This window comes from Amycolatopsis sp. cmx-11-51 (genome assembly GCF_047608665.1).
In the GTDB taxonomy this organism is placed as follows: domain Bacteria; phylum Actinomycetota; class Actinomycetes; order Mycobacteriales; family Pseudonocardiaceae; genus Amycolatopsis.
This window is the reverse complement of the sequence record NZ_JADNQO010000004.1, coordinates 307,397-331,697: the sequence shown is the minus strand read 5'-3', so window position 1 is coordinate 331,697 and position 24,301 is coordinate 307,397. Positions and strand designations below refer to the sequence as shown.

Below are 24,301 nucleotides of genomic sequence, written 5' to 3'. Positions count from 1 at the left end.
ATTCAGGTGCGTTCTTGCCGGGCAGGATCGGCGGACCACCTTTCAGACGGGACGAATCAGGGCAAAGCGGGCTCGGTGCCCAGGCCCAGCGCAGCGGCCGCGCTGCGCACCGCCTGGATCACCAGCTGCAGCGCGGGCCGCCGGGCCGACGTCGTCCGGTAGGCGATCGAAACCGTTCGGAGCAGCGGTGTGGTCAACGCGACGACGTCGATGCCCGGCGGCCGGAGGCCGAGCCCGAGGTCCGAAACGAGGGTCACCCCGAGCCCCGCCCGGACCATCGCCATCGCCGTCGACTGCTCTTCGACCTCGTGGTTGATCTTGGGTTCGAACCCGTGCCGGTGGCAGGCGGTGCGCACCGCGCGACCGAAGTGGCTCTTCGGGCTGGCGAGGATCCACGGATGCTCGGCCAGTTCGAGCAGGGACGCGCTCCCGGCGGGGACGGCGCCGGCGGGCACCGCGGCGTGCAGCCGTTCGACCGCGATCACCGCGCGCTCCAGCCCGGCGTCCCACGGCATCGGCGCGTCGGAGTAGTCGATCACGAACGACAGGTCCAGTTCGCCGTCACGTACGGCGTCGGCGGTGTCTTCGGGTGCCAGCTCACGGGTCCGTACCTGGATCCCCGGATGTTCGCCTGCGAGCGCGGCCAGTGCGTGTGGCAGAAGCCCCGAAGCGACCGACGCCCACACGCCGGCCATGAGCCGGACCGAGACCGTCTCCTGTGCCTCCTCCAACGCCAGTGTCGCCCGCTCGACCGACCCCAGGATCTCCTCGGCGTGCTCGGTCAGCAGCAGTCCCAGTTCGGTCAGCTGCACCCGTCTGCCGAATCGTTCGAACAGTTTCGCGCCCACGTCCCGCTCCAGCTGGGCCAGCTGCTGCGACACCGCCGAAGCGGTGTAGTGCAGTGACGCGGCGGCCGCCGTGACGGTGCCGCGCCTGCTCAGCTCGCGGAGCATCCGCAGGCGGTGCAACGAAAGCTCCATGTCACCAACGTAATCGGGCGCGGTCGCGGATGCCGGTTGACGTGTTACACCAGTTTCTCTGCACATCATCGTTCAGATTCGGTAAATAGACGCCCGCGCCTGGTGGGGCGCACTCTCGGAAGTGGCGCAGGACGAACCCCGGATCCCGAAGGAGGTGGCCGCATGGCCGCGAGGAACGCCGAACCGCTGATGAGGCTCATCTGGACCGACGCCGTCACCAGTGCCACCGGCTACCTCGTTGTGCACAGCCTGGTCTCCGGCATCGCGACCGGGGGGACCCGGATGCGCGCGGGCTGCACGATGTCCGAGGTCGAAGACCTGGCGAGGGGGATGGCGAACAAGACCGCGACTTTCGGCCTGCCGGTCGGCGGCGCGAAGGGCGGCATCGACTTCGATCCCAAGGACGAGCGTGCTTTTGGTGTGCTGGAACGGTTCTGCGCGTTCCTGCGGCCGTGGATCGACAACCACTGGGTGACCGCCGAGGACCTCGGCGTGCCTCAGCACCTGATCGACGAGGTGTTCGCGAAGCTGGGACTCGAGCAGTCGTACCACGCCGCGATCCGCCGTTCGGCTGATCCGGCGCACACCCTTCGCCGCGTGCAGGCCGGGGCGGGCACCCCGGTCCCCGGCGGCCTCCTGCTCGGCGACGTCATCGGCGGCTACGGTGTCGCGCAGGCCTGCCTCGGTGTCGCCGACGCGTGGGAATGGCCGGTGGAGAAGACGACCGTCGCCGTGCAGGGCATCGGCACCATGGGTGGCGGCGCGGCCTGGTACCTGCACGAAGCCGGGATGAAGATCGTCGCGGTCGCCGACGCCGCCGGAACGCTGTACCGGCCCGAAGGCCTCGACATCCCGGCGTTGCTGGACCTGCGTGACGCCTACGGCGAGATCGACCGCGGCCGGCTGCCATCCGACGTCCGGCTGCTCCCCCGTGACGAGATCGTGGCGACGGAGGCCGACATCCTCGTCCCGGCGGCGATCTCCTACGCGCTGCGCGCCGGGAACCAGGGCGTAGTCAAGGCGAAGGTCGTCATCGAAGCGGCCAACGCGGCGACCACACCCGACGCCGAAGCGGTCCTCGCGGCCCGGGGCATCCCGGTGATCCCGGACTTCGTCGCCAACGCCGGCGCGGCCGCGTGGGCGTGGTGGCTCCTGCTCGGCGAGGTCGGCGCGGACCCCGCCGACTCGTTCCTCCGGCTGCGGACCGAGATGCGGACGAAGGTGGCGCTGCTGCTGAGTTCGTGGAACCTCGACCGGATCGCCCCGCGCACCACCGGCCTGCGGCTCGCCGAAATCACCCGTTCGGACGCCGCCCATGAAGCCGCCCCCGCACTGGTCATTCCCTGACGTCTCGCGCGTGCAGCCCCCTTCCCTCGGCTGGACCGAGGGAAGGGGGCCTGCGCGCGGGATCGGGCTTACGAAGCGAAGCGATCTGTCGCGCCGACGAGGACTTCGCGCATCGGCTCGTCCTGAGTGCTGTGGCCGACCTCGGCGATGACCACCAGTTCGCTGCCCGGCCAGGCGTGCGCCAGTTCCCACGGGGTGCCGATGAGGTTGCTCAGGTCGAGGTTTCCCTCGGCGAGCACGGCCGGGATGTGGGCCAGCGTCTTGGCTTCCCTCAGCACCACGCCTTCGTCCAAAAAGGACCCTTGGCTCCAGTAGTGCGTGACCAACCTGGCGAAGGCGAGCCGGAACTCCGGAGTCTCGAAACTCTTGTACGGCGGGGAAGTCAGGATGATCGCGTCCTCCCAGGCACACCAGTCGGCGGCCGCCTTCTCGTGCACCGCGGGATCGGGATCCAGGAGTAACTTGAGGTACGCGGCCGCCAGATCGCCGTCGCGCTCCGCCTCGGGAACACCGTCACGGAACTTGGCCCAAGCTTCGGGGAAGACGCCGCCGAGGCCGCGGGTGAGCAGGTCGGTCTCGCTCCGACGTCCGGTGGCGAGGCCCATCAGGACCATCTCGGAGACCCGGCCGGGGTTCCGCTCGGCGTAGACCAGCGCGAGCACCGAGCCCCAGGAACCGCCGAAGAGCAGCCACTTCTCGATGCCTAGATGCTCGCGAAGCTTCTCCATGTCGGCGATCAGATGGTCGGTGGTGTTGGCGGAGAGGTCGGCGTCGGGCTCCCCCGCGTGCGGCGTGCTCCGGCCGCACCCGCGCTGGTCGAACAGCACGACGCGGTACTTGGCCGGGTCGAAGTAGCGGCGCAGACCGGCGCTGCAGCCGGTCCCCGGGCCGCCGTGCAGTGTGACGGCGGGTTTGCCGTCGGGATTCCCGCAGACCTCCCAGTACACGAGGTGCCCGTCGCCGACGTCGAGCATCCCATGGTCGTACGGTTCGATTTCCGGGTATAGCCGTGTCACGTTCCTCGTCCTCCCAGACCCGCAAGAATACAACAGCGCTGTCACAATAGCCGGGAGGGTGGCTTGGTGTGCGAGGTTTCGGTCCAGAACGACGTGAAGGCTTCCTTGCCTACCCTGAAGGTCAACGTCCCGGCGAAGTCGCAGAGCTGCTGGTCAGCCCTGCTGTTGGTAGTCCGGACTTGACATCGCTAATGCCTGCAAGGCCGAGCGGGGAGGGCCGGAGGGCAGGTCCCTGAACCCCTGTTGATCAAGCTCCGCAACCGGTGTGACCCCGCGACGAATAACCGCCTGACCCGCAAAACCTCGACTTTGCAGGGACCCTGACCCTCACGGTGGGGGAAGGAGACCTTCAAGGACTTGCGCTAGCTGCCCAGCGTCCCCGAAACGTGCCGGAGCGCGTCTGCCAGCTCGGACGGGCCCGCGGGGCCGATGTGGACCACCGCGTCGTGGCCCTGCCCGGTCGTGTAGCTGAGGTACCGGCCCCAGTCGGTGTCGGCGAAGTGCAGCGGATCCTCGACCGCCACGTGTCTGCCGACTTCGTCCCGCTTGCCGACGTAGAGCTCACCGCTCCCTTCGACCGGCCGCTGCACGAGGCTGACGATGTCCGCGATCACCGGCGGCAGCGAATGCGTGTCCGGCCCACGCCGCGCCGCCTCTTCGAGCTCGTACGCCCGAACGGTGCGAAGCCTGCCGCCACCCGCGGGAACGGGTGGCAACTGCTCGATCAGTGACTCGGGCAACCGTCGCCGGTCGATCTCCTGCAGCCCGACCCAGTCACCGGACGACACCGCCAGCACCGCCTGCAACCCCAGCGACGCGGCGAGGAGGCCGTAGGTCTGACCGCCCGCGTTCACCCAGCCGTAGTACTCGATCGCCGGTTTCGTGAGCACCGGCAGCCAGTCCAGGAAGTCGACCGACGCGCGGCCGCTCGAATCCAGCAGCCCGGCCTGCGCCAAAGCGGCTTCCACTCGCTTGTCCGCCTCCGCGCGGGCTGTCCTGGACAACCAGCGCGGTTCGGGACGCAGCGTGATGTGCAGGTCGCCGACGCGTTCGCGCTCGGCGAGCACCGCCAAGGCTTCGACCGGGACGTCCACCCGGCCTGTTCTCAGGGTCATCCGCTACTCGCCGATGACCGGCGGGCTGGTCCGCTGGTCGGTGCCGAAGATCGCGTCGGGGTCGGCTTCGATGAGGTAGTCGGGACGCTGGTGCTCGTCGTCCTCGTCGCCCTCGGCACGCCTGCCGCCCGCACCCATCGGACCCATCTGACCTCCGCCGCGGCCTGCCCCTCCACGGCCACCCGCCAGGTGGTCGGCGCCACCCATGCCACCGCCGAGGCCACCCATGCCGGAGCCCCTGCCCGCACCGAGACCACCGGAACCGGGTCCACCCGGACCGCCCGCGCGGCCACCGGTACCACCCTCGCCGCCGAGAAGCCTGCCCGCGGCACTGTTGGGCCCGGCAACGTTGCGTCCGCCGCCGGTGCTTCCGGGCGGGTTGGCCCCGCCGCCACCGGGGCCGTTGTTCTGGTTGAGACCGTTGGTCAGGCCGAGCACGTCGTCGGGGTTGCCGCCAGTACCGCGCCCGACGTCCCGGCCCGGGATCTCGGTGGTCTGTCCCGGCTTGCCCCTGCCGCCGCCGGACGGGAGCGTCGTGTCCCCGGGCCCCGGCTTCCTCGTCGGCGTCGTGACGTTGGGGTCGCCGCCAGGCTTGTCCCTCGGGTTCACCGGCCGGTCTTCGCCGACACCGGGCTTGTTCTGGTTCTGGTTCTGGTGCTGATTTTGATTCTGGTGCTGATTGTTGTCGTTGTCGTTCGTGCCGCTCGTGTCGGTGCCGTCGTTCTCGTCGTTCTTGTCGTCACCGCCGCCCCGCTTACCGGGCTTGACCGGGATGACGGGCGGCGGCTTGATCGGCGGCGGACCGCCACCGACCTTGACACTGACGTTTGCACCGTCGTTCTTGAGCACGCCGTAATCGGTCGGCAACGACGACCTCGTGCTGCTGGTGACCGAGTCGTACTGGTCCATCACGCGGACGTTGTTCTGGTTCGCCGCCTCGTGCTTAGCGACGCCCTCTTGGTAGTTCTTGATGTCGTTGTTGACCATGAACGGACCGGCGATCGGGATCGCGCCCTTGAGGCCGGTGGTCCAGGGGTTGGGCTTTTCGGGCTTCGGCGGCACGGGGACGACCGTCTGCCCGGAGTCGTCGAAGCTGTCCGCTTGCGTGGTGACCGAGGCCTTCGTGGTGAACAGCGGGTCCGCGGTCTCGCGGAACGCCTGCTCGAGCGGGCCCGCGCCGGCGTTCGCCGCGTCTGCGGCGGAACCCGTCCAGGACGACGTCATCCGCGACTGCAGGGACTTGATGGCCATGCCTCGATCGACATAGGCGTCCGAAAGGTCCGAGATGCGATCGGCCGCGCTGCGCAGGTTGCGTGTGTCACCCTCGGTGAAGTTCTCGTAAATCTGCTTGCCGTCCACCCTCATGCCCCCTTGAGTGTCTTGATCACGGCCGACGCGAGTTTCTGCGCGGTTCCACAGGAATCCTGCTCATTGTCGTAGCCCCCGGCGAGGGTGTTGACCGTCAGATCATCGGCGACGCCGACCGCGAGGTCGCAGTTGCCGCCCGCTCGCCGGTCCTGGATTCCGTAGTAGACGGTCGGATAGCCGTCGACATCGGGACCTGGCTCCAGGAACCTCAGTTGACCGGCTTCCTTGGCCTTGTGCAGGCCGGCCAGGCCACCCATGCCCTTTTCGCGGTTGCCGCTGCCGAGGATGATCAACAGGCTGTCGGCCTTGCCGCGAATCCCCCAGCTGCAACCGGGATTGCTGCTCTCGTCCTTCGGTTCGCCTGGCGCGGTGAACCCCAGGTCCGCTGCCGCGGCGTCCGGGAGCAGCTTGCAGACGTCACCGACGAACGCCGAGGCGTCCAGCGGATTCGCCACCTTCGGCACATTCGGATCCTCCGGCGCGACGGACGAAGCCGATGACGGCGACGTTCCCGGGGTCGGCGTCGGCGTACCCGGGGTCTCTCCTGTGCAACCGGCGACCGCGACGGAAACCAGCACGAGCGCCGCCACCGCGGCACGATTCCTCAACACGTTCGGCATCCTCAGGTCGTGCGCAGGGTGTTCGCCGCGTCCGTGGCCATAGTCTTCGAACGGGCAACTTCAAGTTTAGCGATGTAGCCCTCGATGTAAGCCTTCATCGAGTCGTTCTGCTTCTGCAGGGCGAGCAATGAGTCAACACCGGAATTGACATAGCTGGAGCTGGCTTCGTCCTGCCCCGGTGGCATCAGGTCACTGAGGATGAAATCGATCTTGTCACCGTCGTCGACGACCTTCTGCAGCTCGTCTTCCCACAGCCCGATGACGGTCTTCAGCTCCTCGGGGCTCATCTCGAAGTTGCCGCCCCCACCGCCTCCGCCGCCGTAAACGGTCGGCTCCGGCGGCGTGAAGAGGTCCCCCCAGACGGCCTTTACCGCACTGGCGGCATCGCCGATGATGTCCACGCCCCGCACCTTCCCTCAGCATTCACGCACCGTGACGGACAAAGCGTAGCCAAGTGGCGGTCGACGTGTCAGCCGATCCGGCCGAGTAGTCGGACGCGTGTCGAGGCCGACCGGTTCCCCTGTCGGGCGAAGATCCCGGGAACTGATCACAGTACGTACGTACGGATTGCATTACCCGGGCTCTCGGTGACAGGATTCCAGGATGCCACGGGTCAGCCAGGATCACCTCGACGCACGCCGGCGCCAGATCCTCGACGGCTCCCGTGTGTGCTTCGCACGCTATGGCTACGAGGGTGCCACGGTCCGGCGGCTCGAGGAGGCCACCGGCCTTTCCCGCGGCGCCATCTTCCACCATTTCCGCGACAAGGAGTCCCTCTTCCTGGCCTTGGCCGAGGACGACGCGGTCCGCATGGCCGACGTCGTCGCCGAGCAAGGGCTCGTCCAGGTGATGCGCGACCTGCTGACGAATCGCAGCGAGCACCCCGCCGACTGGCTCGGCACGCGGCTGGAGGTCTCGCGGCGGCTGCGGACCGACCCGGAGTTCCGCGCCCGCTGGGCCGAGCGGTCGCAGCAGTTGACCACCGCGACCCGCCGCCGTCTGCTGCGCCAGCGCGACGCCGGGATCCTGCGCGACGACGTCGATGTCGACGTCCTGACCGCGTACCTCGAACTGGTCCTCGAAGGACTCGTCTCCCACCTCGCGACGGGCCAGCCCGGCGACGATCTCGGTCCCGTCCTCGACCTGGTCGAGGAGAGTGTGCGGCGGCACCGCGCCCACGCGGCCGGGGGAACGCGTTAAGATTGTCCTATCGCCGCAGTACAGCGGCGGTCTCTGGTCGATTCATCCGATTGAGGAGTGACTCTTTTCGTGCGCGACGCGCAGTCACCTGGTGACAGTATCGAGCCGGGTGGCACACCCGGCTGTTCCGCGGATCTTCCCGCCGACTCCGTCCCCGCCGGCAGGAAATGATGGAAATCCTGCTCGCCGTTCTCGGCATCCTCCTGTTCCTGCTGCTGACCATCGGCACCGGCCTCGCCGTCGCCGCTGAGTTCTCCCTCACCGCGCTCGAGCGCAGCACGGTCGACGCGAACGTCCGCCAGGTCGGCGACCGTCGCGCGCACACCGTGCAGAAGGCGCACCGCACCCTCTCGTTCCAGCTCTCCGGCGCGCAGGTGGCGATCACCATCACCACCCTGATCACCGGTTACCTCGCGGAGCCGGTGATCGGCGACCTGCTGCACCCGCTGTTCACCGCCATCGGCTTCTCCGAAGGTGTCGCGAACGGCGTCTCACTGGCGGTCGCGCTGATCCTGGCGACGTCGCTGTCGATGATCCTCGGCGAGATGATGCCGAAGAACCTCGCGATCGCCCGGCCGCTGCAGACCGCGCGCGCCGTCGCGGGGTACCACTCGCGGTTCTCGTCGCTGTTCCGCTGGCTCATCACCCTGATGAACAACAGCGCCAACTTCCTGGTCCGCAAGTTCGGTGTCGAACCGCAGGAGGAACTGCGTTCGGCCCGTTCACCCCAGGAGCTCGGTTCGATCGTGCGTTCCAGCGCCGAAAGCGGCACGCTCGACACTTCGACAGCCGAACTGCTGGACAAGTCGCTGCGCTTCGGCGAGCGGACGGCCGACGAGCTGATGACGCCACGCGTCCAGCTCGAATCGTTGACCGTGGACGACACGATCAACGACCTCATCGAGATCTCCCGCCGCACCGGCTTCTCGCGTTTCCCGGTCTACACCGAGGATCTCGACGACGTGCAGGGCGCGGTGCACATCAAACAGGCGTTCACCATCCCGGCGGGCCAGCGCGCCACGGTGCGGATCGGCTCGGTCATGCGGCCGATCCCGACCGTGCCCGAATCGCTGCCGGGCGACTCGCTCCTCAACCGGCTGCGTGATTCCCGGTTCCAGCTCGCGATCGTCGTCGACGAGTACGGCGGCACAGCGGGCCTCGTGACACTGGAAGACGTCGTCGAGGAGATCATCGGCGATGTCCGTGACGAGCACGACGACCAGGAAGAGCCCTCCTCGCAACAGGTCGGCGCCGAAAACTGGCTCGTGTCCGGGCAGCTTCGCGCCGACGAAGTCACCGACGAGACCGGGTTCCGCATGCCGGACGGCGACTACGAGACCATCGCCGGGCTGATCCTCGAGCGGCTCGGCCGGATCCCCTCCCCCGGAGACGCCACCGATCTCGATGCCTGGCGGCTCACGGTGACCAAAATGGACCGTCTCCGCATCGCCGAGGTCGAAGTCCGCCGGGTCAGCGAAACCGCTACCTCCGCCGAGCAGGAGCCCGCCCGATGAGCGACTGGTTCAACATCTTCCTCGTCGTGGTACTGCTGCTGACCAACGCCTTCTTCGTCGGTGCCGAGTTCACCCTGATCTCGTCGCGGCGCGACAGGCTGGAAGCCTTGCTGGAGCAGGGAAAGACGCGCGCGCAGATCGTCATCAACGCGAGCAAGAACGTCTCGCTCATGCTCGCGGGCGCGCAGCTCGGCATCACGATCTGCTCACTGCTGCTCGGACGGCTTGGCGAGCCCGCCATCGCGCATCAGCTGGCCGGGTTCTTCGAGCTGATCGGAATCCCGGACGTGCTGCTGCACCCGATCTCGTTCGCGATCGCGCTGGCGTTCATCACCATCCTGCACGTCCTCATCGGCGAGATGGTGCCGAAGAACCTCGCGATCGCCGAACCGGAGCGGCTGGCGCTGTGGCTGGTCCCGGTGCACGTCGCCTGGGTGAAGATCGCCAACCCGTTCATCTGGCTGCTGAACTTCGTGGCGAACTCGCTGCTGCGGCTGTTCAAGGTCGAGCCGAAGGACGAACTCGAAACCGCCTACACCTCCGACGAACTCGCGGAACTGCTCAGTGAATCGCGGCGCGAAGGGCTGCTGGAGCAGTCCGAGCACCAGCGGCTGAGCAAGACGCTGTCGTCGGTGGAGAAAACGGTGGCCGATGTCCTGGTCCCGACGGCGCAACTGACGACACTGCCCTGCTCGCCCACGCTGGGCGACGTCGAGCGCGCGGTGTCCTCGACCGGCTTCTCGCGCTTCCCGGTCTGCGCCGACGACGGGTCGCTGACCGGCTACATCCACGTGAAGGACGTCCTCGACCTCGTGGGCGAGGAGCCGTCGACCGCGGTGCCGTCGGGCAAGACACGCACGCTGACCGAACTGCGTGCCGACGCCCGGCTGGACGAGGCGCTGTCGGCGATGCGCAAGGAAGGCAGTCACCTGGCGCGGGCGCTGAACCCGGCGGGTGAAGCCATCGGGGTCGTCGCGCTGGAGGACCTCGTCGAGGAATACGTGGGAACTGTCCGCGACGGCACCCACGTCATGTCATGACCGGCGTGATCGTTCTTTCCGAGCCTGCCTGGCGGGCTCGGGAAGACGACCACGTCACGCGGATGCGGCGTTGGACGACGCCGCACCAGCGCCGCCGCTCGCGGGGCGAGAAGCACCCGGTCCTCGACTTCCTCTTCACCTACTACTCGCACCGCCCCGGCCACGTCGAACGCTGGCAGCCGGGGCCGGGCGTCGCGCTCGAAGGCCGGTCAGCGCACCGGTTCCTGGAGCGGAAGGGCTACGTCGAGACACCGGACGGCGTCATGCTGGACCCGGCGGGCTTCACCGAGGGCCGGGCCAAAACCGCCGAATTCGTCGTCGGCCTGCTTTCCGCGACCGCGTCGCGCGCGCCGAGGCTCAGTTGTTTCGGGCTTCACGAATGGGCAATGGTTTACCGGGAATCGGCGGATGAGGTTCGTCACTCACAGCTTCCGCTCCGGCTCGGCTCGGCCGGAACGGACGGCGTCGTCGAGTCGCTGGAGATCCGATGCGGGCATTTCGACGCTTTTCGGTTCTTCACCGAGCCCGCCAAGCCGCGTAATACGCTGCGGCCGGAGCGGGAGAACCAGATCGAGTTCGAGCAGCCGGGCTGCCTGCACGCCAACATGGATCTCTTCAAGTGGGCCTACAAACTCGACCCGTTCGTGCCCGCTGAGCTGGTCGGGGACTGCTTCGAGCTGGCTGCGGACATTCGTGAGCTGGACATGCGCGCCAGCCCGTACGACCTCGCGGCGTTCGGGTACTCACCCGTGCGGATCGAGAGCCCGGAAGGCCGGGCCGAGTACGCCCGCACCCAGGCCGGTTTCGCCCGCCGGGCCGCGCCGCTGCGTGAGCACCTGATAGCGCATTGCAAACGACTTCTGACCGAGTTAAAGAGGATGCCCGCCACCCGCGGAAAACAACTGTGAGTCGTCGCATTCCCCGTAACATCCTCCCCTGTTAGAGTGATAACGGTTTGATTGCATACGCAGCGCGAGCGCGCACGTTTCGAAAGGACAACGATGGGGCGACACAGCGTGGCCGAGGAGCCGGTGCCGCATCCCCTCGACCCGCCGAAACGGCCTCAGGGTCGCGGTGAGGCGACCGGCTCGCACCGGATCATCGGGAAGAAGGCCCCGCGGCGCCGGATCGCCAAGTGGCCCATCGCCTGCCTGGTCCTCGTGGTCCTGGTCGCGATCGGCGTGTTCGGCTGGAACTGGGCGGACGGGGAGCTCAACACCCGCGCCGAAGCCCAGGCCAAGGCCTGCAGTGCCGGTGACACGCCGATGCGGATCATCGTCACCCCCAGTATCGAGAAGCCGCTCCGGGCGGCCGCGGACCGGTGGAACAACGCCGCGACCGTGGTCCGCGACCACTGCGTGATCATCCAGATCGACGCGCTGCCCTCCGCTTCCGTGCTCGACGGCCTCGTCGGACGGACGAACCTGGACTCCATCGGCGGTCTCCCCGCCGCCTGGATCCCCGAGTCTTCCTACTGGGTGACCGAACTGAACATCGCGAAGCCCGAACTGGTCGGTTCGCCCGCCCAGTCGGTCGCGACAGCGCGTTCGGCCGACTACCCGCTCGTCGGACTCGCCGGCAAGAGCATCGACGAGGTCCAGATGCGCGCCTCGCAGACGTTCCGGCAGTTCCTGCAGCAGCCAGCCCAGCAGGCCGACTTCGCCGCCGCGGGCATCAAGGCCACCTAAGCCCCACCGTTTCCTCGCGTGAGCTGAAGGGCGCTTTCCCCGCATGTCATGGGAGGAAAGCGCCCTTCGCCGCGTGAGATGCGGGGAAAGTCCCCTTCAGCTCCTAGACGAGGTCGAAGGTGTCCGGGTCCGGGCCGGTGCGTGTCCCGTCGTCGAACTCGGCGAGCGCGGCGAGGTCGTCCTCGGCGAGTTCGAAGTCGAAGACGTCGAAGTTCTCGCGGATCCGGGACGGGGTCACGGATTTCGGGATGGCCACCGTGCCGAGCTGCAAGTGCCAGCGCAACACCAGCTGCGCCGGGCTCTTGCCGTACTTGGCCGCGAGCGCGTTCAGGGTCGGATCCGAGAGCAGCGATCCCTGCGCGAGCGGGCTCCACGCCTCGGTGACGATGCCGTGCTCGGCGTGGAACTCCCGCAACGCCTTCTGCTGCAGGCGGGGATGCAGCTCGATCTGGTTGACGGCGGGCACGATCCCCGACTCGTCGAACAGCCGTTCGAGGTGCGGGGGGTGGAAGTTCGACACCCCGATGGCCCGCACCCGGCCGTCGGCGTAGAGCTTTTCCAGCGCCCGCCAGGTTTCGACGTACTTGCCGCGGGTCGGCATCGGCCAGTGGATCAGGTACAGGTCGACCCGGTCCAGGCCCAGCTCGGCCAGGCTGGCGTCGAACGCGCGCAGCGCCGCGTCGTAGCCGTGGCCGGGGTTCGGCAGTTTGGTGGTGATGAACAGTTCGTCGCGAGGCACACCCGCGGAGCGGATCGCCGCACCGACGCCTGCTTCGTTCCGGTACGACGCGGCGGTGTCGATACTGCGGTACCCGGCCTCGATCGCGGTCCGGACGACCTTGGCCGTGTCGCCCGAGGGCACCTGCCAGACGCCGAAACCGAGTTGGGGGATGGCTACCTCGTTGTTCAGGACGACGGAAGGCACGGCCATGGAAGAAAAATCCTCACTGGGGTGTGCGGCGGGGTTTCCTGCCCCGCATCATTCCACCCCGCGCCGGGCGTACGCGCGCAGATACTCCGCCGTGGCCGTGTCGGCTGGGAAGAACGACTCGATCACGAGCTCGGCGACCGTGATGTCCAGCGGCGTCCCGAAGGTGGAGACCGTGCCGAAGAAGGTGAGATCCACCCCGTCGTGCCGTAGCCGCAGCGGGACGAAGATGTCACCCGGGCCGGGGACCTCCACCTCGGGCACGGGATCATCACACGGATAGGTGAGCAGTTCCTCCAGCAGCTCCGTCAGGACCGGATCGGCCGTCTGGGTCACCTGGCGCCGCAGCCTGCCGAGCAGGTGTGCGCGCCACTCCCCCAGATTCAGCACGTACGGCGCCATCCCCTCCGGGTGCAGGGTCAGCCGGAGCACGTTGACCGGCGGTGTCATCAAGGTCGGCGAGACCAGATCGGTCATGATCGACACGCTCGCGTTGGCGTCGACCAGGTTCCACCCCCGGTCGACGACAACCGCGGGGTAGGGCTCGTGACTGGACATCAGCTGCCGGACCGCCTGGCGGACCGCCACCAGTTCCGGGTCGCCGAGACCGCTCTCCGGGTAGGCGGGCGCGTAGCCCGCCGCCAGGAGCAGCCGGTTACGTTCCCGCAAGGGGACCTCCAGGTGTTCTCCCAGCCGCAGCACCATGTCGCGGCTGGGCTTGGACCGCCCGGTCTCCACGAAGCTCAGGTGCCTGGTCGAGATCTCCGCGGAGATGGCGAGGTCGAGCTGGCTGATCCGGCGGCGATCGCGCCATTCCCGCAGGAGTTCGCCGACAGGGCGGCCGGCGCGGCCCGCCGTCAAGGTGGTCGTCACGATCACGAACCTACGGCCAAGGGTGCCGGGCCGCCATTACCTCGCACGTAATCGACGTGCCCCACCCGCACCGGTCAGAGTTGCGACATCGGTTACCCACCAACGAGAGAAGGCACCATGTCGGAGATCCAGCGCGTCACCGAGCAGTACATCGCCGTGTGGAACGAGACCGACGAGGACAAGCGCCGCGCGCTCATCGCCGAAGTGTTCACCGAGGACACCGCCTACACCGACCCGCTGGGCGCGGTCACCGGGCACGACGGCGTCGACGGGTTCATCGCCGGTGCGCAGGCCCAGTTCGCGGGTTTGAGGTTCAGCCTGCCGTCGACCCCCGACGCGCACCACGACATCGCGCGGTTCCAGTGGCACCTCGGCCCGGAGGGGGCGGAGGAGCCCCTGGCGATCGGCTTCGACGTCATCACCGTCGAGGACGGCCGGATCAAGCAGGTGCTGGGCTTTCTGGACAAGATGCCCGGCTGACGATCAGGCGAAGGCCTCCGGCGGCGGACAGGAGCAGACGAGGTCGCGGTCACCCGCGGCCCCGTCGATCCGCCGCACCGGTGGCCAGATCTTCGCGGCGGTGAAACCGGCGGGGAAGACCGCGATCTCCCTGCTGTACGGGCGATCCCACTCCCCGGCGAGGCAGCGCGCGGTGTGCGGTGCGTTGCGCAGCGGGCTTTCGGCCACCGGCCACTCCCCCGCGGCGACCTGGTCGATCTCGCCGCGGATCGCGATCATCGCGTCGCAGAACCGGTCGAGTTCACCGAGATCCTCGCTCTCGGTGGGCTCCACCATCAGCGTGCCCGCGACCGGGAAGGACATCGTCGGCGCGTGAAGCCCGTAGTCGGCGAGCCGCTTGGCGACATCATCGACGGTCACGCCGGTCCGCTTGGTGAGCGCGCGGAGATCGAGGATGCATTCGTGCGCCACGAGTCCCTCGTGTCCGAAGTAGAGCACCGGATAGTGCTCGGCGAGGCGCTTGGCGACGTAGTTGGCGTTCGCGACCGCGGTCAGGGTCGCACGCCTGAGGCCTTCGGCGCCCATCATCCGGATGTAGGCCCAGGAGATCGGCAGGATCGACGCGCTGCCCCACGGCGCGGCGCTGATCGGACCGACACCGGTGGCCGGGCCGGCGTCCGGTTGCAGGGGGTGGTTCGGCAGGTACGGTGCCAGGTGCGCCCGGACGCCGATCGGCCCGATGCCGGGACCGCCGCCGCCGTGCGGGATGCAGAAGGTCTTGTGCAGGTTGAGATGCGAGACGTCGGCACCGAACCGGCCGTACTGCGCGACACCGATCAGCGCGTTCAGGTTCGCCCCGTCGACGTACACCTGGCCACCCGCGTCGTGCACCAGCGCGCAGACCTCACGGACGGTGTCCTCGTAAACCCCATGTGTCGACGGGTAAGTGATCATGATCGCGGCCAGGTCGTCGGCGTGCTCGTCCACTGTGGACTTGAGGTGGCCGACGTCGATGTTGCCCTCGTCGTCGCAGTTCACGACGACCACGCGCATTCCGGCCATCACCGCGCTGGCCGCGTTCGTCCCGTGCGCGCTCGACGGGATCAGGCAGACGTCGCGCGCCACGTTCCCGCGCTCGCGGTGGTAGGCACGGATCGCCAGCAGACCGGCGAACTCGCCCTGACTGCCGGCGTTCGGCTGCAGGGAAACCGCGTCGTAGCCGGTGATCCCGGCCAGCCAGTGCTCCAAATCCTTGACGATGGACAGTGATCCTGCCGCGTCCTCGGCGGGCGCGAACGGGTGCAGCCCGGCGAACTCCGGCCAGGTGATCGGCTCCATTTCGGCCGTGGCGTTGAGTTTCATCGTGCAGGAGCCGAGCGGAATCATGCTGCGATCGAGCGCGACGTCTTTGTCCGACAGTGCCCGCAGATACCGCAGCAACGCGGTTTCCGAGCGGTATGCGTGGAAGACGGGATGCGTCAGGTATTCGCTGGTACGGCGCAGGTCCGGCGGAAAACCGTCGGCGGTGTCCGCGTCGAGTGAGTCCACATCGGACACCGCAACGCCGAACGCCTTCCACACCAGGGAAAGGTGCTCACGAGTTGTCGTCTCGTCACAGGCGACGGCGACGTGGTCCGCGTCGGCGAGCCGGAGGTTGACGCCCAGGTCCCGTGCGGTGGCGACGACTCCGGCGGCGCGGCCCGGAACCGCGACCATGACGGTGTCGAAGAACTCGCAGTGCACGACGTCCACATCGCTCTCGGCGAGCCCGGCCGCGAGCACGGTGGCCATCCGGTGCGCGCGGTTCGCGATGGCACGGAGTCCTTCGGGACCGTGGTACACCGCGTACATCGACGCGATGACCGCCAGGAGCACCTGCGCGGTGCAGATGTTGCTCGTGGCCTTCTCGCGGCGGATGTGCTGCTCGCGGGTCTGCAGCGCGAGCCGGTACGCGGGGGTGCCGTCGGCGTCCTTCGACACCCCGACGAGCCGTCCGGGCAGCTGCCGTTCGAGCCCTCGCCGCACGGCGAGGTACGCGGCGTGCGGGCCGCCGAAACCCATCGGCACACCGAACCGCTGCGTCGACCCGACCGTGACATCGGCGCCGAGCTCACCCGGCGACCGCAGCAGGGTCAAGGCCAGCGGATCCGCCGCCATCACCACGGCCGCGCCCAGTGCCTTGGCCTCGGCGATGGTGTGGTCCCATTCGCGGACGACGCCGGACGCGCCGGGATAGGACAGCAGCACCCCGAAGAAGTCGCCACCGAGGCCGAGTCCGGTGATGCCCTGGGACAGGTCGGCGGTCACCAGCTCGATACCGAGCGGTTCGGCGCGGGTGCGCAGGACCTCGATCGTCTGGGGCAGAGTGTCCTCGTCGACGACGAACCGGTTCGACTTCGACTTTCCGGCGCGGCGGACCAAGGTCATCCCCTCCGCCGCCGCGGTCGCCTCGTCCAGCATGGACGCGTTGGCGATCGGCAGGCCGGTCAGGTCGGCGACCATGGTCTGGAAGTTGAGCAGCGCTTCGAGACGGCCCTGCGAGATCTCCGGCTGATACGGCGTGTAGGCAGTGTACCAGGCCGGGCTCTCCAGCACGTTGCGGCGGATCACCGGCGGGGTCACGGTGTCGTGGTAGCCGAGGCCGATCATCTGGACCATCGGCCGGTTGCGCGCGGCCAGCGCGCGGAGTTCGGCGAGCGCGCCGGTCTCGGTGGCGGGCGGCGGCAGGTCCGGCGGTGTCGCGGACTCCCGCAGCGAAGCTGGGACGGCCCGCTCGGCCAGTTCGTCGAGCGACGAAACGCCGACGATGTCGAGGATGCGCGTGAGTTCTTCGGCACCGGGGCCGATGTGCCGGTCCGCGAAGGGCGATCCGGATTCGAGAGCGGCCAGTGAAACAGGCTCCATCGGGGACCTCCCAAGACGCGGGGTGGGGCCGGGACGGATTGTCCTGGCCCTCCCCACTCTGTCCGTACCCCCGTGGGGGCGCCTGAGAGTTTCGCCCGTGGGTTGAGTCGGGCTTGCACCGTCGGCGGAGCCGCCAGGTGGTGACCTGACGACTCACTTTCCAGAGGCGTCTAGTCCGCGCGGTCCAGGGTGCCTGAGAGGTTCCGGGGAGGACTTGCTCCTTCGGCGCCGAGCTGTTATCGGCTCGATCTCTCCCGCGCGGATTCGTCGACCGCGAAAGTGAGCCTACCCTGCCGCTCGCGCGGCTTCATGATCAGCCGGTACGACGTGCGTTACGGCGCTGCGTGAGCTCGTCCGGTGTGACGGTTTCGATCACGCCGCCGTCGGCCCGTTCGGCCTGGAACTCGTGGATGGTGCCGCTGATCTCCTGCATCGCGCCGCTGACGGCGATGCCGAAAACGCCCTGGCCGCCCTGCAGTAAATCGACGATCTCTTCGGGTGAGGTGCACTCGTAGACGGTGGTTCCGTCGGAGAACAGGGTGACCCTGGCGAGGTCACGGACACCGCGCAGGCGCAGGTGGTCGACGGCGACCCGGATGTTCTGCAGCGAGACGCCGGTGTCCAGCAGGCGCTTGACGACCTTCAGTACGAGGATGTCCTTGAACGAGTACAGCCGTTGCGAACCGGAGCCGTGTGCCGTGCGGATACTCGGCGCGACCAGTTTCGTACGGGCCCAGTAGTCGAGCTGCCGGTAGGTGATCCCGGCGATCTGGCAGGCGGCGGGACCGCGGTAGCCGACGAGTTCGTCCGGAAGGGAAGAGTCGGGGAACAGCTCACCCTGCTCGCCGTCTCCGACCGGAACGAGCGGCTCTTGAGGGCTACCAGCCTCGACCACGCCATGCCTCCCCTCGCCCGACCTGGCGGCCGGCGAACAAAGCCGCGCGGACCCACGTGAGTCCGCACCGGAGTCAACCGTCAAGACGGATGCCCCAGACATCCGAATCACACCTTGGCGACTTACCTCCATTGACGGTAAGCGCGTCCGGCAAAGCGGTCAACGCGACGCGCGGTCAACCTCAAGCTCTTCTTGAGGCTTGCCGGGAGTGGCCCCCCGTTCGGCTGCACCGTTGCCACTTTTACTCAGCCGTGTTATTTTTTACTCATGCAAGTAACTCCTTCCACCGAAAGCGCCGCGAGCGCGGTACAGGCGGAGCTCGGACTGTCGGTCACCGAGGCCGCCAGACGGGCCCAGATCGTCGGCGCCACCATCGCGACGATCTCGGATCTCGGCTACCACAAGGCGACCTTCGCGAAGATCAAGGAACGCGCCGGGCTGTCCAGTACCCGGATCATCTCCTACCACTTCACCAACAAGGCGGGCCTGATGCAGGCCGTGGTCACCACCGCGACCGGGATGAAGGACAAGTTCCTCGAGGAGCGGATTCAGGGCACGGCCGACCGGGCCGGGTTGCTGCGCGGTTACATCGAGGCGGAGATCGAGTTCCTCGGGTCGTACCCGGAACTGGTGCGGGTCATGGTCGAGATGGCTTCGAGCGGATCGGATACCGAGGGCTGGTTCATGTCCGCGCCGATCGTCGAGGAGTTTCGCACCGGTCGGCTCGAGCGTCAGCTGCGGCAAGGCCAGCAGGAAGGCGCTTTCGGCGACTTCGCGCCGGACGTGATGGCCCTGTCGATCGCTCAGGCCGTCGACGGCGTCGCCGCGAAGTTCGCGACGGACCCGAAGCTGGACCTGGAACGGTACGGGCGGGAACTGGCGGACCTGTTCACACGGGCGACCGCTGCCTGAGGTCGTGGAGCTGAAGGGGACTTTCCCCGCATGCGATGCGGGTAAAGCGCCCTTCACCGCGTGAGATGAGGGGATGGTCCCCTTCAGCTCTCGTGACCGGGGCGTGGCAGCGCTCAACACCGCACGCACGAAGAAGGGGCGGCGCTACCGGCGCCGCCCCTTCGTTCAAGATCTCGCGATACGGGTCAGGTGTCCGCGCCGCGGAAGTCCTCCGGCGAGACGGAGTCGAGGAACTCGCGGAACTTCTCGACCTCGTCCTCCTGCTCGTCGGGGATGATGAGACCCGCTTCCTCCAGCACCGCGTCCACGGCGTGGATCGGAACCCCCACCCGCAACGCCAGCGCCACCGAGTCACTCGGCCGCGCCGAAACCCGGATGTCGCCGTCGAAGACCAGTTCCGCGAAGAACGTGCCTTCCTTCAGGTCGGTGATGACGACCTGTTCCAGCTCGCGGCCCAGCGCCCCGATGACCTCCTTGAGCAGGTCATGTGTCAGCGGACGGGCCGGGCGGACTCCCTGCTGCTCCAACGCGATGGCGGTGGCCTCGACCGAGCCGATCCAGATCGGCAGGTATCGCTCGCCCTCGGTTTCCCGCAGCAACAAGATCGGCTGATTCGCGGGCAGCTCCACCCGCACGCCGACGACGCGCATCTCGCTCATCGGGCTTCGCCTCCCTCTCGTGCGCACGGGCCGCAACGCTTGTCTCGACGATCAAGCGACGGCGATCCCGACGCTACCCGTCTTCCGAGCGCTGTGCTCGCTGTCTCCGACATTCCCGGTTCGCTCGTGGCAAACCAACTCTCACGGTACGGCATTGGATGCCGAACATTCAGTCATTGACAAGTGGACTCACCACGGTTCCCGGTCCCCGTAACCACTCAGCCGCCCGTGACGGCCCGTATTCCGGCCTTCACCAAGAGCGTATGTAACGCGACGGTCAGTGCGGCGAGCTCGCGGACGACCTCGTCGCCCCTCGCCTGGGCGTCCTCGTCACGGTGCCGATACACCGGGGTCACGATCTGCTCCAGCAGGCCGACTTCGCGGTCGGCCGCGGCCCGGAAGGCACGCAGATGTCTCGGCTCGATACCGAATTCGGTCATCGCTTTCACGGTCTTCGCCACGAGGACCGCGTCGGGGTCGAAGAACCCCGCCACGCCTGGGCGGACCAGACCGTATTGCCGCAGCTCGGCCAGGGTAGCGGCGTCGATGCCGGCCTGGCGGAGCAGATCTTCCTCGGTCAGCCTGATCTCGCGATCGCATTCGAAGTCCCCGGGGGACGGCAGTCCGCCGTTCTCCCCCGGGGCGTCGAGCGAAACGAGTTTTCGCGGCGGCTTGGGCACCTCCGCCGAGAGCGCGGCGCCCTGATCCGCCGCGTCCAGCTGTTCCTTGATGACCTTCAGTGGAAGGTAGTGATCCCGCTGGGCGGACAGGACGAATCGCAACCGCTCCACGTCCGCCGGGGCGAACTGCCGGTACCCCGACGGGGTCCGGCCCGGCTGGACCAGACCCTCCGCCTCGAGGAACCGGATCTTGGAGATGGTGACATCGGGGAAGTCACCGCGCAGTTGTGCCAGCACGGCCCCGATGCTCAACCCATCGCGCTGCGACGCATCCCGATCAGGCCGCCCGGCCGCCGTCACTGTGCCCCCTGGCCCCCGGAACCCGGACCGGTCAGGAAGACCAGGCGGAACTTGCCGATCTGCACCTCGTCGCCACCGGCGAGGACGGCCTGGTCGACCGGCTCGCGGTTGACGTAGGTGCCGTTGAGGCTGCCCACGTCGATGACGACGAACTCGCCACCCTCACGGCGGAACTCGGCGTGCCGCCGCGAAACCGTGACGTCGTCGAGGAAGATGTCGCTGTCCGGGTGCCGTCCCGCACTGGTGGTTTCGCGGTCCAGCAGGAAGCGCGAACCCGCGTTCGGGCCCCGCTTCACGACCAGCAGCGCGGAACCCGCGGGCAGCGCGTCCACACCCTGGACGGGCGCCTCGGCTGCCGGAGGAGCCTCAGTGCCTTCGACGTCGGCCAGGAAGTCGGCCCGGAAGACAGAAGTCCGCTCCGGAGACTGCTCCGGGGGAACGCCGGGCCCGTCGTTCGTGCTCACCTGAGCTCTCCTAACGCATGTGTGTTGCCACTACTCAAGAACGTGCAGAAGACAAACGTACCGTGTCTGATCGAATCTCCGGTCCGCGGCTCCCCCTACCCGGACCGGAGGGCCGCGGCCAGCGGCTATTCCTTGATCAGGGCCTGGTACGCCTCGGCCTCGAGCAGGGATTCGACCGTACTCGCGTCGTCGAGGCGGAGCTCGATCAGCCAGCCCTCACCATAGGGGTCGCTGTTGATCAGCTCGGGCGACTCGGTCACCGCGTCGTTGACCGCGACCACCTCGCCGTCGAGCGGGGCGAACAGCTCGGAAACGCTTTTGGTCGATTCGACCTCGCCGAACGCGTCGCCGGAGCCGACCTGCTTGCCGACCTCCGGCAGGTCGACGAACACCACGTCACCGAGCTGGTCCTGGGCGTACTCCGTGATGCCCACGCGCACGAGCGCTCCGTCGCGCACGGAGACCCACTCGTGCTCTTCGGTGTAACGCAGTTCTTCTGGAGTGGACAACGCCGCTCCCCTTTCTGACGCCCTCGCTCGAAACCGACGCGCGCAGTTTCGCATCCCGCCGGGGCAGGCGCCCGGCGCCTCCCGCAAGCCAGGACACGGCCTGGACTGTGGCTCTCGAAGCGTGGTTTCGGATTTCCGCAGCCGGGCCGCGGCATCAGCTGGTCCCTCACCCAGCCGTATCAGCGGCCGGCCTTCGCAAATCCGAGGCCTCCGGCCGAAAAAGCACGCGCGTGTCCTCGCCCAACCTGCCAACCCCACTCTGGGAGAGACGGCCTAGTCCGGATCGGCCGTTCGCAGGGCCCGGGCCGTCTGGACGACGTAAAGCACGCCCGAATAGACGTACAGGACCGCACCCCACGCCGTGAAGGCGTAGCCGATCGGGCGGGCGATCGTGGCGAGGTCGGAACCGCCCTGGGTGAGCAGCAGGAACGGGAACGCGTACATCAGCACGAAGGTGGCGCCCTTGCCGATGTAGGTGACCTCCGGCGGAGCGAACCCGCGGTGGCGCAGCAGCAGTACGCAGACGCCCAGCACGGCCTCGCGGACGACCAGCGGGACCACCAGCCACCAGGGGATGATGTCGCGGATCAGGAAGGCGACGAGCGTCGCGAGGATGTAGAGCCGGTCGGCGGCGGGGTCGAGCAGCTGACCGAGCCGGGACATCTGGTTGAGCCAGCGGGCGAGTTTGCCGTCGAGCCAGTCGGTGAGCGCGCTGAACACGAGCAGCGCGAACGCCCAGCCGTCTTCTTTCGGGCCGAGGAGCAGCCACAGGAAGACCGGCACCCCGGCGAGCCGGAGGATCGAAAGCATGTTGGGAACGTTCAGGGCCTGCCGCAGCAAAGAAGGCTCTTCGCTGGTCACGCTCGGTTCGGGGGGCGTACTCACCCGCTCAGCCTATCCAGCGGCGGCGGGTTCTCCCGCGTCAGCTGGCCCGCGTGTGGCTCCAGCCGCGGCGTTGCAGGTCCGCGCTGGTCAGCGCCACGGGCCTGCCCCGATGGTCGGTACCTATCCAGCGGGTGTGGCCGGAGGAACTCTCCAGGACGTACGGGCGGCCGCCGCACCAGACGACGGTGCACGGTGCCGTGGGTGGCAGCTCCGTGCTCGCCGGTGCGGTGGCCTCGAATGACGCGGGGTCGTTCTGTTCGTCGGTCTTCATCGCTCTCACGGTTTCGGTGACGGGGACTGGGACACGCCGGAGCGCTACCTTTGTTTTCGGCGGAACAGAGCCGGGCGTTAACGACCCGGTGCCGGATTCGTCCGATCGGTTCGCGACGACAGTAGGGTGTCGTCACGCTGTGACGGCATGTTAATTGTCCATAATGGACAGTGGTTGGGCGGTCCTCGCGTACCGCCGCGCCCTCGGCGCGATAGCCTCCCGCGCATCGAACGTGGCTCAATGCCACGGCATCGGGCCCGCCCTGGTCAGAATGGGCAGGCCAGCAACGGCCGACGAAAGGATCGCCTTGCCCGTCTCGACGACCACGGGAACGTGGCGGCGCCTGTTCGCGGCCTGCGCGGCCGCCGGAACACTCGCCGCCTGTTCGGGCGAAGATCCGCCACCGCCTGTCACCTCCGTGTCGGTCTCGCCGCCCGCACCCCTTTCGAACGTGACCAGCGTGCCGGTACCGCCGATCCCCTCGCAGACCGCGCCGAGTCCGTCCACTGCCCCGAAATCCGCCCCCAAACCCAAACCGGCTGAACCGGTACAGGGTTCGTGCGGCACGGTCACCGCGGCGAGCGGGCTGACCCTGCAGGTACTCAACGGGCCCGGGGTCTCCTGCGCGGACGCGACCGGGATCGTCGGCTCGTTCCACAAGACGATCGCCGGACGCCAGTCCGCGAGCTCGGACGAGCCGGTCAGCGAGACCGTCGACGGCTGGCTGTGCGTCTCCGGCGCTCCCGCCGCGCAAGGCGGCACCAGTTGCGGCAAGGGCGAACAGAACGTGTTCGCCGCCGTCGTCCCCGTCGAATGAACCATCCCCGAGAAGAAGGGCCCATGAAGAGCTTCTCCGCACTCCCTGTCCTGCTGGCCGTCGTCGTGCTGAGCGGCTGCGGCGCCGATCCCACCCCGTCGGCCGCGCCGGCGCCGTCGTCCCCCGTTGCCGAAAAGGCCCCGACTGGAACACCGTGTGGCGAGGTCACCGGGTTTCAGAGCGCGAAGAACAAGGTCGTCGCCCACGGGAAGACCGACTGCGCCGAAGCGACGCAGGTGCTCACGGACTACTTCGCCAAGCTGACCCCCGCCGAAGCCGCTTCGCCGCAGGGCCCCGGGCCGGTCGTCATCGGCGCGTGGACGTGCGGGAGCGGACCGAACGATCCGGTGACGAGTTGCTCCACGGAGGACGAGCGGCAGATCGAAGCGACCCGGCTCTGAGCACCCCGGCGGCGTCACTCCTCGCGACGCTGCCGGGCCTTGTCCAGCCGGTGGAGCACGGCCCCGACGACCACCAGGCCCAGCAGGAACAGCCCCAGCAGACCGTTCAGCGACACGCTCCAGATCAGTGAGGACCTCGAACTGTAGGCGAATCCGTCGCCGACGAAGACCTTGTCGCCTTCAGTGGTCTTGCCGCCTTCGATCCTGCCGCCTCCCGTACGCCCGTCGTCGAACCGCCACTTCCCGGCACAGTAGGGCGTCTGCCCGCCGACCGCGGATCCCTCCGCGGTGCACCCCGAGATTTCGGTGATCGTGACGTCCTCGCCGGTGCTCAGTTCACGGACATCGGAGCCGAAGAACCCCCAGACGAACCCGAAGAGAACGAGGAACGGGATCGCGAACTGCAAAACCTGCGAAAGAACCCCGGAATTCGATGGTTTCTCCGGCACGGAATTC

The 24,301-nt window shown here is 68.1% G+C and carries 27 protein-coding genes and 1 riboswitch; of the genes, 10 read left to right on the top strand and 17 right to left on the bottom strand.

Annotated features, from left to right (window positions below; translation table 11 throughout):
• Positions 1-56 precede the first annotated feature (56 nt).
• Entirely contained in the window at positions 57-980 is a 924-nt protein-coding gene (locus tag ACM6LU_RS18085; RefSeq protein ID WP_414938875.1) for a LysR family transcriptional regulator, read from the bottom strand.
• Between the two features lie 162 nt (positions 981-1,142).
• Here ACM6LU_RS18085 and ACM6LU_RS18080 point away from each other — a divergent pair, with 162 nt between their 5' ends.
• The gene (locus ACM6LU_RS18080; protein WP_414938874.1) at positions 1,143-2,327 is read left to right on the top strand and encodes a Glu/Leu/Phe/Val family dehydrogenase; all 1,185 of its coding nucleotides are present in this window, start codon (positions 1,143-1,145) and stop codon (positions 2,325-2,327) included.
• 68 nt (positions 2,328-2,395) lie between these two features.
• Here the strand turns inward: ACM6LU_RS18080 and pip are convergent, their stop codons facing one another.
• From pip to ACM6LU_RS18055, 5 genes are all read right to left on the bottom strand, one after another.
• Complete coding sequence (pip, locus tag ACM6LU_RS18075) at positions 2,396-3,343, bottom strand: prolyl aminopeptidase (protein ID WP_414938873.1); 948 nt, start codon at positions 3,341-3,343, stop codon at positions 2,396-2,398.
• Between the two features lie 362 nt (positions 3,344-3,705).
• On the bottom strand, positions 3,706-4,437 hold the full coding sequence (locus ACM6LU_RS18070; protein WP_414939150.1) for an ESX secretion-associated protein EspG: 732 nt from the start codon (positions 4,435-4,437) through the stop codon (positions 3,706-3,708).
• 24 nt (positions 4,438-4,461) lie between these two features.
• Positions 4,462-5,823, bottom strand: a complete 1,362-nt coding sequence (locus ACM6LU_RS18065) for a WXG100 family type VII secretion target (RefSeq protein ID WP_414938872.1) — start codon at positions 5,821-5,823, stop codon at positions 4,462-4,464.
• Positions 5,820-6,446, bottom strand: coding sequence for a DUF3558 domain-containing protein (locus tag ACM6LU_RS18060; protein ID WP_414938871.1), 627 nt, complete (start codon positions 6,444-6,446; stop codon positions 5,820-5,822). The genes ACM6LU_RS18065 and ACM6LU_RS18060 overlap by 4 nt, the downstream gene beginning before the upstream one ends.
• A gap of 2 nt (positions 6,447-6,448) precedes the next feature.
• The gene (locus ACM6LU_RS18055; protein WP_414938870.1) at positions 6,449-6,847 is read right to left on the bottom strand and encodes a hypothetical protein; all 399 of its coding nucleotides are present in this window, start codon (positions 6,845-6,847) and stop codon (positions 6,449-6,451) included.
• A 202-nt stretch (positions 6,848-7,049) separates the two neighbouring features.
• Here ACM6LU_RS18055 and ACM6LU_RS18050 point away from each other — a divergent pair, with 202 nt between their 5' ends.
• The 5 genes from ACM6LU_RS18050 to ACM6LU_RS18030 all read left to right on the top strand — a co-directional run bounded on the left by ACM6LU_RS18050 (position 7,050) and on the right by ACM6LU_RS18030 (position 11,888).
• On the top strand, positions 7,050-7,646 hold the full coding sequence (locus ACM6LU_RS18050) for a TetR/AcrR family transcriptional regulator (protein ID WP_414938869.1): 597 nt from the start codon (positions 7,050-7,052) through the stop codon (positions 7,644-7,646).
• A gap of 167 nt (positions 7,647-7,813) precedes the next feature.
• Positions 7,814-9,160, top strand: coding sequence for a hemolysin family protein (locus ACM6LU_RS18045; RefSeq protein WP_414938868.1), 1,347 nt, complete (start codon positions 7,814-7,816; stop codon positions 9,158-9,160).
• Positions 9,157-10,200 carry a hemolysin family protein gene (locus ACM6LU_RS18040; protein ID WP_414938867.1) on the top strand — a complete coding sequence of 348 codons (1,044 nt, stop codon included), beginning with the start codon at positions 9,157-9,159 and terminating at the stop codon, positions 10,198-10,200. The genes ACM6LU_RS18045 and ACM6LU_RS18040 overlap by 4 nt, the downstream gene beginning before the upstream one ends.
• Complete coding sequence (locus ACM6LU_RS18035; RefSeq protein WP_414938866.1) at positions 10,197-11,108, top strand: 3-methyladenine DNA glycosylase; 912 nt, start codon at positions 10,197-10,199, stop codon at positions 11,106-11,108. The genes ACM6LU_RS18040 and ACM6LU_RS18035 overlap by 4 nt, the downstream gene beginning before the upstream one ends.
• Before the next feature lie 93 nt (positions 11,109-11,201).
• Positions 11,202-11,888: a hypothetical protein gene (locus tag ACM6LU_RS18030; RefSeq protein WP_414938865.1), complete on the top strand. Its 687-nt coding sequence runs from the start codon at positions 11,202-11,204 to the stop codon at positions 11,886-11,888.
• Between the two features lie 103 nt (positions 11,889-11,991).
• On the opposite strand, the gene ACM6LU_RS18025 is transcribed toward ACM6LU_RS18030, so the two are convergent.
• Together ACM6LU_RS18025 and ACM6LU_RS18020 are read right to left on the bottom strand one after the other, a co-directional pair.
• Positions 11,992-12,819: an aldo/keto reductase gene (locus tag ACM6LU_RS18025; protein WP_414938864.1), complete on the bottom strand. Its 828-nt coding sequence runs from the start codon at positions 12,817-12,819 to the stop codon at positions 11,992-11,994.
• Between the two features lie 48 nt (positions 12,820-12,867).
• A complete protein-coding gene (locus ACM6LU_RS18020; protein ID WP_414938863.1) occupies positions 12,868-13,695 on the bottom strand; it encodes a helix-turn-helix domain-containing protein in 828 nt (275 codons plus the stop codon).
• A 111-nt stretch (positions 13,696-13,806) separates the two neighbouring features.
• Here ACM6LU_RS18020 and ACM6LU_RS18015 point away from each other — a divergent pair, with 111 nt between their 5' ends.
• On the top strand, positions 13,807-14,169 hold the full coding sequence (locus ACM6LU_RS18015; protein WP_414938862.1) for a nuclear transport factor 2 family protein: 363 nt from the start codon (positions 13,807-13,809) through the stop codon (positions 14,167-14,169).
• 3 nt (positions 14,170-14,172) lie between these two features.
• Here ACM6LU_RS18015 and gcvP read toward each other — a convergent pair whose 3' ends face one another.
• Both gcvP and ACM6LU_RS18005 read right to left on the bottom strand, forming a co-directional pair.
• Entirely contained in the window at positions 14,173-17,052 is a 2,880-nt protein-coding gene (gcvP, locus tag ACM6LU_RS18010; RefSeq protein WP_414938861.1) for an aminomethyl-transferring glycine dehydrogenase, read from the bottom strand.
• 170 nt (positions 17,053-17,222) lie between these two features.
• A riboswitch (glycine riboswitch) is annotated at positions 17,223-17,319 on the bottom strand.
• Between the two features lie 46 nt (positions 17,320-17,365).
• Positions 17,366-17,947: a MerR family transcriptional regulator gene (locus tag ACM6LU_RS18005; protein WP_414938860.1), complete on the bottom strand. Its 582-nt coding sequence runs from the start codon at positions 17,945-17,947 to the stop codon at positions 17,366-17,368.
• A gap of 267 nt (positions 17,948-18,214) precedes the next feature.
• Here ACM6LU_RS18005 and ACM6LU_RS18000 point away from each other — a divergent pair, with 267 nt between their 5' ends.
• Positions 18,215-18,859: a TetR/AcrR family transcriptional regulator gene (locus tag ACM6LU_RS18000; protein WP_414938859.1), complete on the top strand. Its 645-nt coding sequence runs from the start codon at positions 18,215-18,217 to the stop codon at positions 18,857-18,859.
• A gap of 185 nt (positions 18,860-19,044) precedes the next feature.
• On the opposite strand, the gene ACM6LU_RS17995 is transcribed toward ACM6LU_RS18000, so the two are convergent.
• From ACM6LU_RS17995 to ACM6LU_RS17970, 6 genes are all read right to left on the bottom strand, one after another.
• Positions 19,045-19,518: a bifunctional nuclease family protein gene (locus tag ACM6LU_RS17995; protein ID WP_005150031.1), complete on the bottom strand. Its 474-nt coding sequence runs from the start codon at positions 19,516-19,518 to the stop codon at positions 19,045-19,047.
• A 218-nt stretch (positions 19,519-19,736) separates the two neighbouring features.
• Positions 19,737-20,498: a MerR family transcriptional regulator gene (locus tag ACM6LU_RS17990; RefSeq protein WP_414938858.1), complete on the bottom strand. Its 762-nt coding sequence runs from the start codon at positions 20,496-20,498 to the stop codon at positions 19,737-19,739.
• Complete coding sequence (garA, locus tag ACM6LU_RS17985; protein ID WP_414938857.1) at positions 20,495-20,962, bottom strand: glycogen accumulation regulator GarA; 468 nt, start codon at positions 20,960-20,962, stop codon at positions 20,495-20,497. Before garA ends, ACM6LU_RS17990 begins: the two co-directional genes overlap by 4 nt.
• Before the next feature lie 125 nt (positions 20,963-21,087).
• Positions 21,088-21,471 (bottom strand): glycine cleavage system protein GcvH, encoded by a 384-nt coding sequence (gene gcvH / locus ACM6LU_RS17980; RefSeq protein WP_409491304.1) that lies wholly within the window; start codon positions 21,469-21,471, stop codon positions 21,088-21,090.
• A gap of 273 nt (positions 21,472-21,744) precedes the next feature.
• Positions 21,745-22,356 carry a CDP-alcohol phosphatidyltransferase family protein gene (locus tag ACM6LU_RS17975; protein ID WP_414938856.1) on the bottom strand — a complete coding sequence of 204 codons (612 nt, stop codon included), beginning with the start codon at positions 22,354-22,356 and terminating at the stop codon, positions 21,745-21,747.
• Between the two features lie 37 nt (positions 22,357-22,393).
• Positions 22,394-22,627 carry a hypothetical protein gene (locus ACM6LU_RS17970; protein WP_414938855.1) on the bottom strand — a complete coding sequence of 78 codons (234 nt, stop codon included), beginning with the start codon at positions 22,625-22,627 and terminating at the stop codon, positions 22,394-22,396.
• 271 nt (positions 22,628-22,898) lie between these two features.
• Here ACM6LU_RS17970 and ACM6LU_RS17965 point away from each other — a divergent pair, with 271 nt between their 5' ends.
• On the top strand, positions 22,899-23,444 hold the full coding sequence (locus tag ACM6LU_RS17965) for a hypothetical protein (protein WP_414938854.1): 546 nt from the start codon (positions 22,899-22,901) through the stop codon (positions 23,442-23,444).
• Between the two features lie 23 nt (positions 23,445-23,467).
• Entirely contained in the window at positions 23,468-23,845 is a 378-nt protein-coding gene (locus ACM6LU_RS17960; protein WP_414938853.1) for a hypothetical protein, read from the top strand.
• A gap of 14 nt (positions 23,846-23,859) precedes the next feature.
• Here the strand turns inward: ACM6LU_RS17960 and ACM6LU_RS17955 are convergent, their stop codons facing one another.
• Complete coding sequence (locus tag ACM6LU_RS17955) at positions 23,860-24,294, bottom strand: hypothetical protein (protein WP_414938852.1); 435 nt, start codon at positions 24,292-24,294, stop codon at positions 23,860-23,862.
• Positions 24,295-24,301 lie beyond the last annotated feature (7 nt).

Bases quoted from the DNA above. Each gene is read 5' to 3' on its own strand.
- ACM6LU_RS18085 (WP_414938875.1), bottom strand. From the start codon at position 980: ATGGAGCTTTCGTTGCACCGCCTGCGGATGCTCCGCGAGCTGAGCAGG.
- ACM6LU_RS18080 (WP_414938874.1), top strand. From the start codon at position 1,143: ATGGCCGCGAGGAACGCCGAACCGCTGATGAGGCTCATCTGGACCGAC.
- ACM6LU_RS18065 (WP_414938872.1), bottom strand. From the start codon at position 5,823: ATGAGGGTGGACGGCAAGCAGATTTACGAGAACTTCACCGAGGGTGAC.
- ACM6LU_RS18060 (WP_414938871.1), bottom strand. From the start codon at position 6,446: ATGCCGAACGTGTTGAGGAATCGTGCCGCGGTGGCGGCGCTCGTGCTG.
- ACM6LU_RS18050 (WP_414938869.1), top strand. From the start codon at position 7,050: ATGCCACGGGTCAGCCAGGATCACCTCGACGCACGCCGGCGCCAGATC.
- ACM6LU_RS18045 (WP_414938868.1), top strand. From the start codon at position 7,814: ATGATGGAAATCCTGCTCGCCGTTCTCGGCATCCTCCTGTTCCTGCTG.
- ACM6LU_RS18040 (WP_414938867.1), top strand. From the start codon at position 9,157: ATGAGCGACTGGTTCAACATCTTCCTCGTCGTGGTACTGCTGCTGACC.
- ACM6LU_RS18035 (WP_414938866.1), top strand. From the start codon at position 10,197: ATGACCGGCGTGATCGTTCTTTCCGAGCCTGCCTGGCGGGCTCGGGAA.
- ACM6LU_RS18030 (WP_414938865.1), top strand. From the start codon at position 11,202: ATGGGGCGACACAGCGTGGCCGAGGAGCCGGTGCCGCATCCCCTCGAC.
- ACM6LU_RS18025 (WP_414938864.1), bottom strand. From the start codon at position 12,819: ATGGCCGTGCCTTCCGTCGTCCTGAACAACGAGGTAGCCATCCCCCAA.
- ACM6LU_RS18015 (WP_414938862.1), top strand. From the start codon at position 13,807: ATGTCGGAGATCCAGCGCGTCACCGAGCAGTACATCGCCGTGTGGAAC.
- gcvP (WP_414938861.1), bottom strand. From the start codon at position 17,052: ATGGAGCCTGTTTCACTGGCCGCTCTCGAATCCGGATCGCCCTTCGCG.
- ACM6LU_RS18000 (WP_414938859.1), top strand. From the start codon at position 18,215: ATGCAAGTAACTCCTTCCACCGAAAGCGCCGCGAGCGCGGTACAGGCG.
- ACM6LU_RS17995 (WP_005150031.1), bottom strand. From the start codon at position 19,518: ATGAGCGAGATGCGCGTCGTCGGCGTGCGGGTGGAGCTGCCCGCGAAT.
- ACM6LU_RS17970 (WP_414938855.1), bottom strand. From the start codon at position 22,627: ATGAAGACCGACGAACAGAACGACCCCGCGTCATTCGAGGCCACCGCA.
- ACM6LU_RS17965 (WP_414938854.1), top strand. From the start codon at position 22,899: ATGGGCAGGCCAGCAACGGCCGACGAAAGGATCGCCTTGCCCGTCTCG.
- ACM6LU_RS17960 (WP_414938853.1), top strand. From the start codon at position 23,468: ATGAAGAGCTTCTCCGCACTCCCTGTCCTGCTGGCCGTCGTCGTGCTG.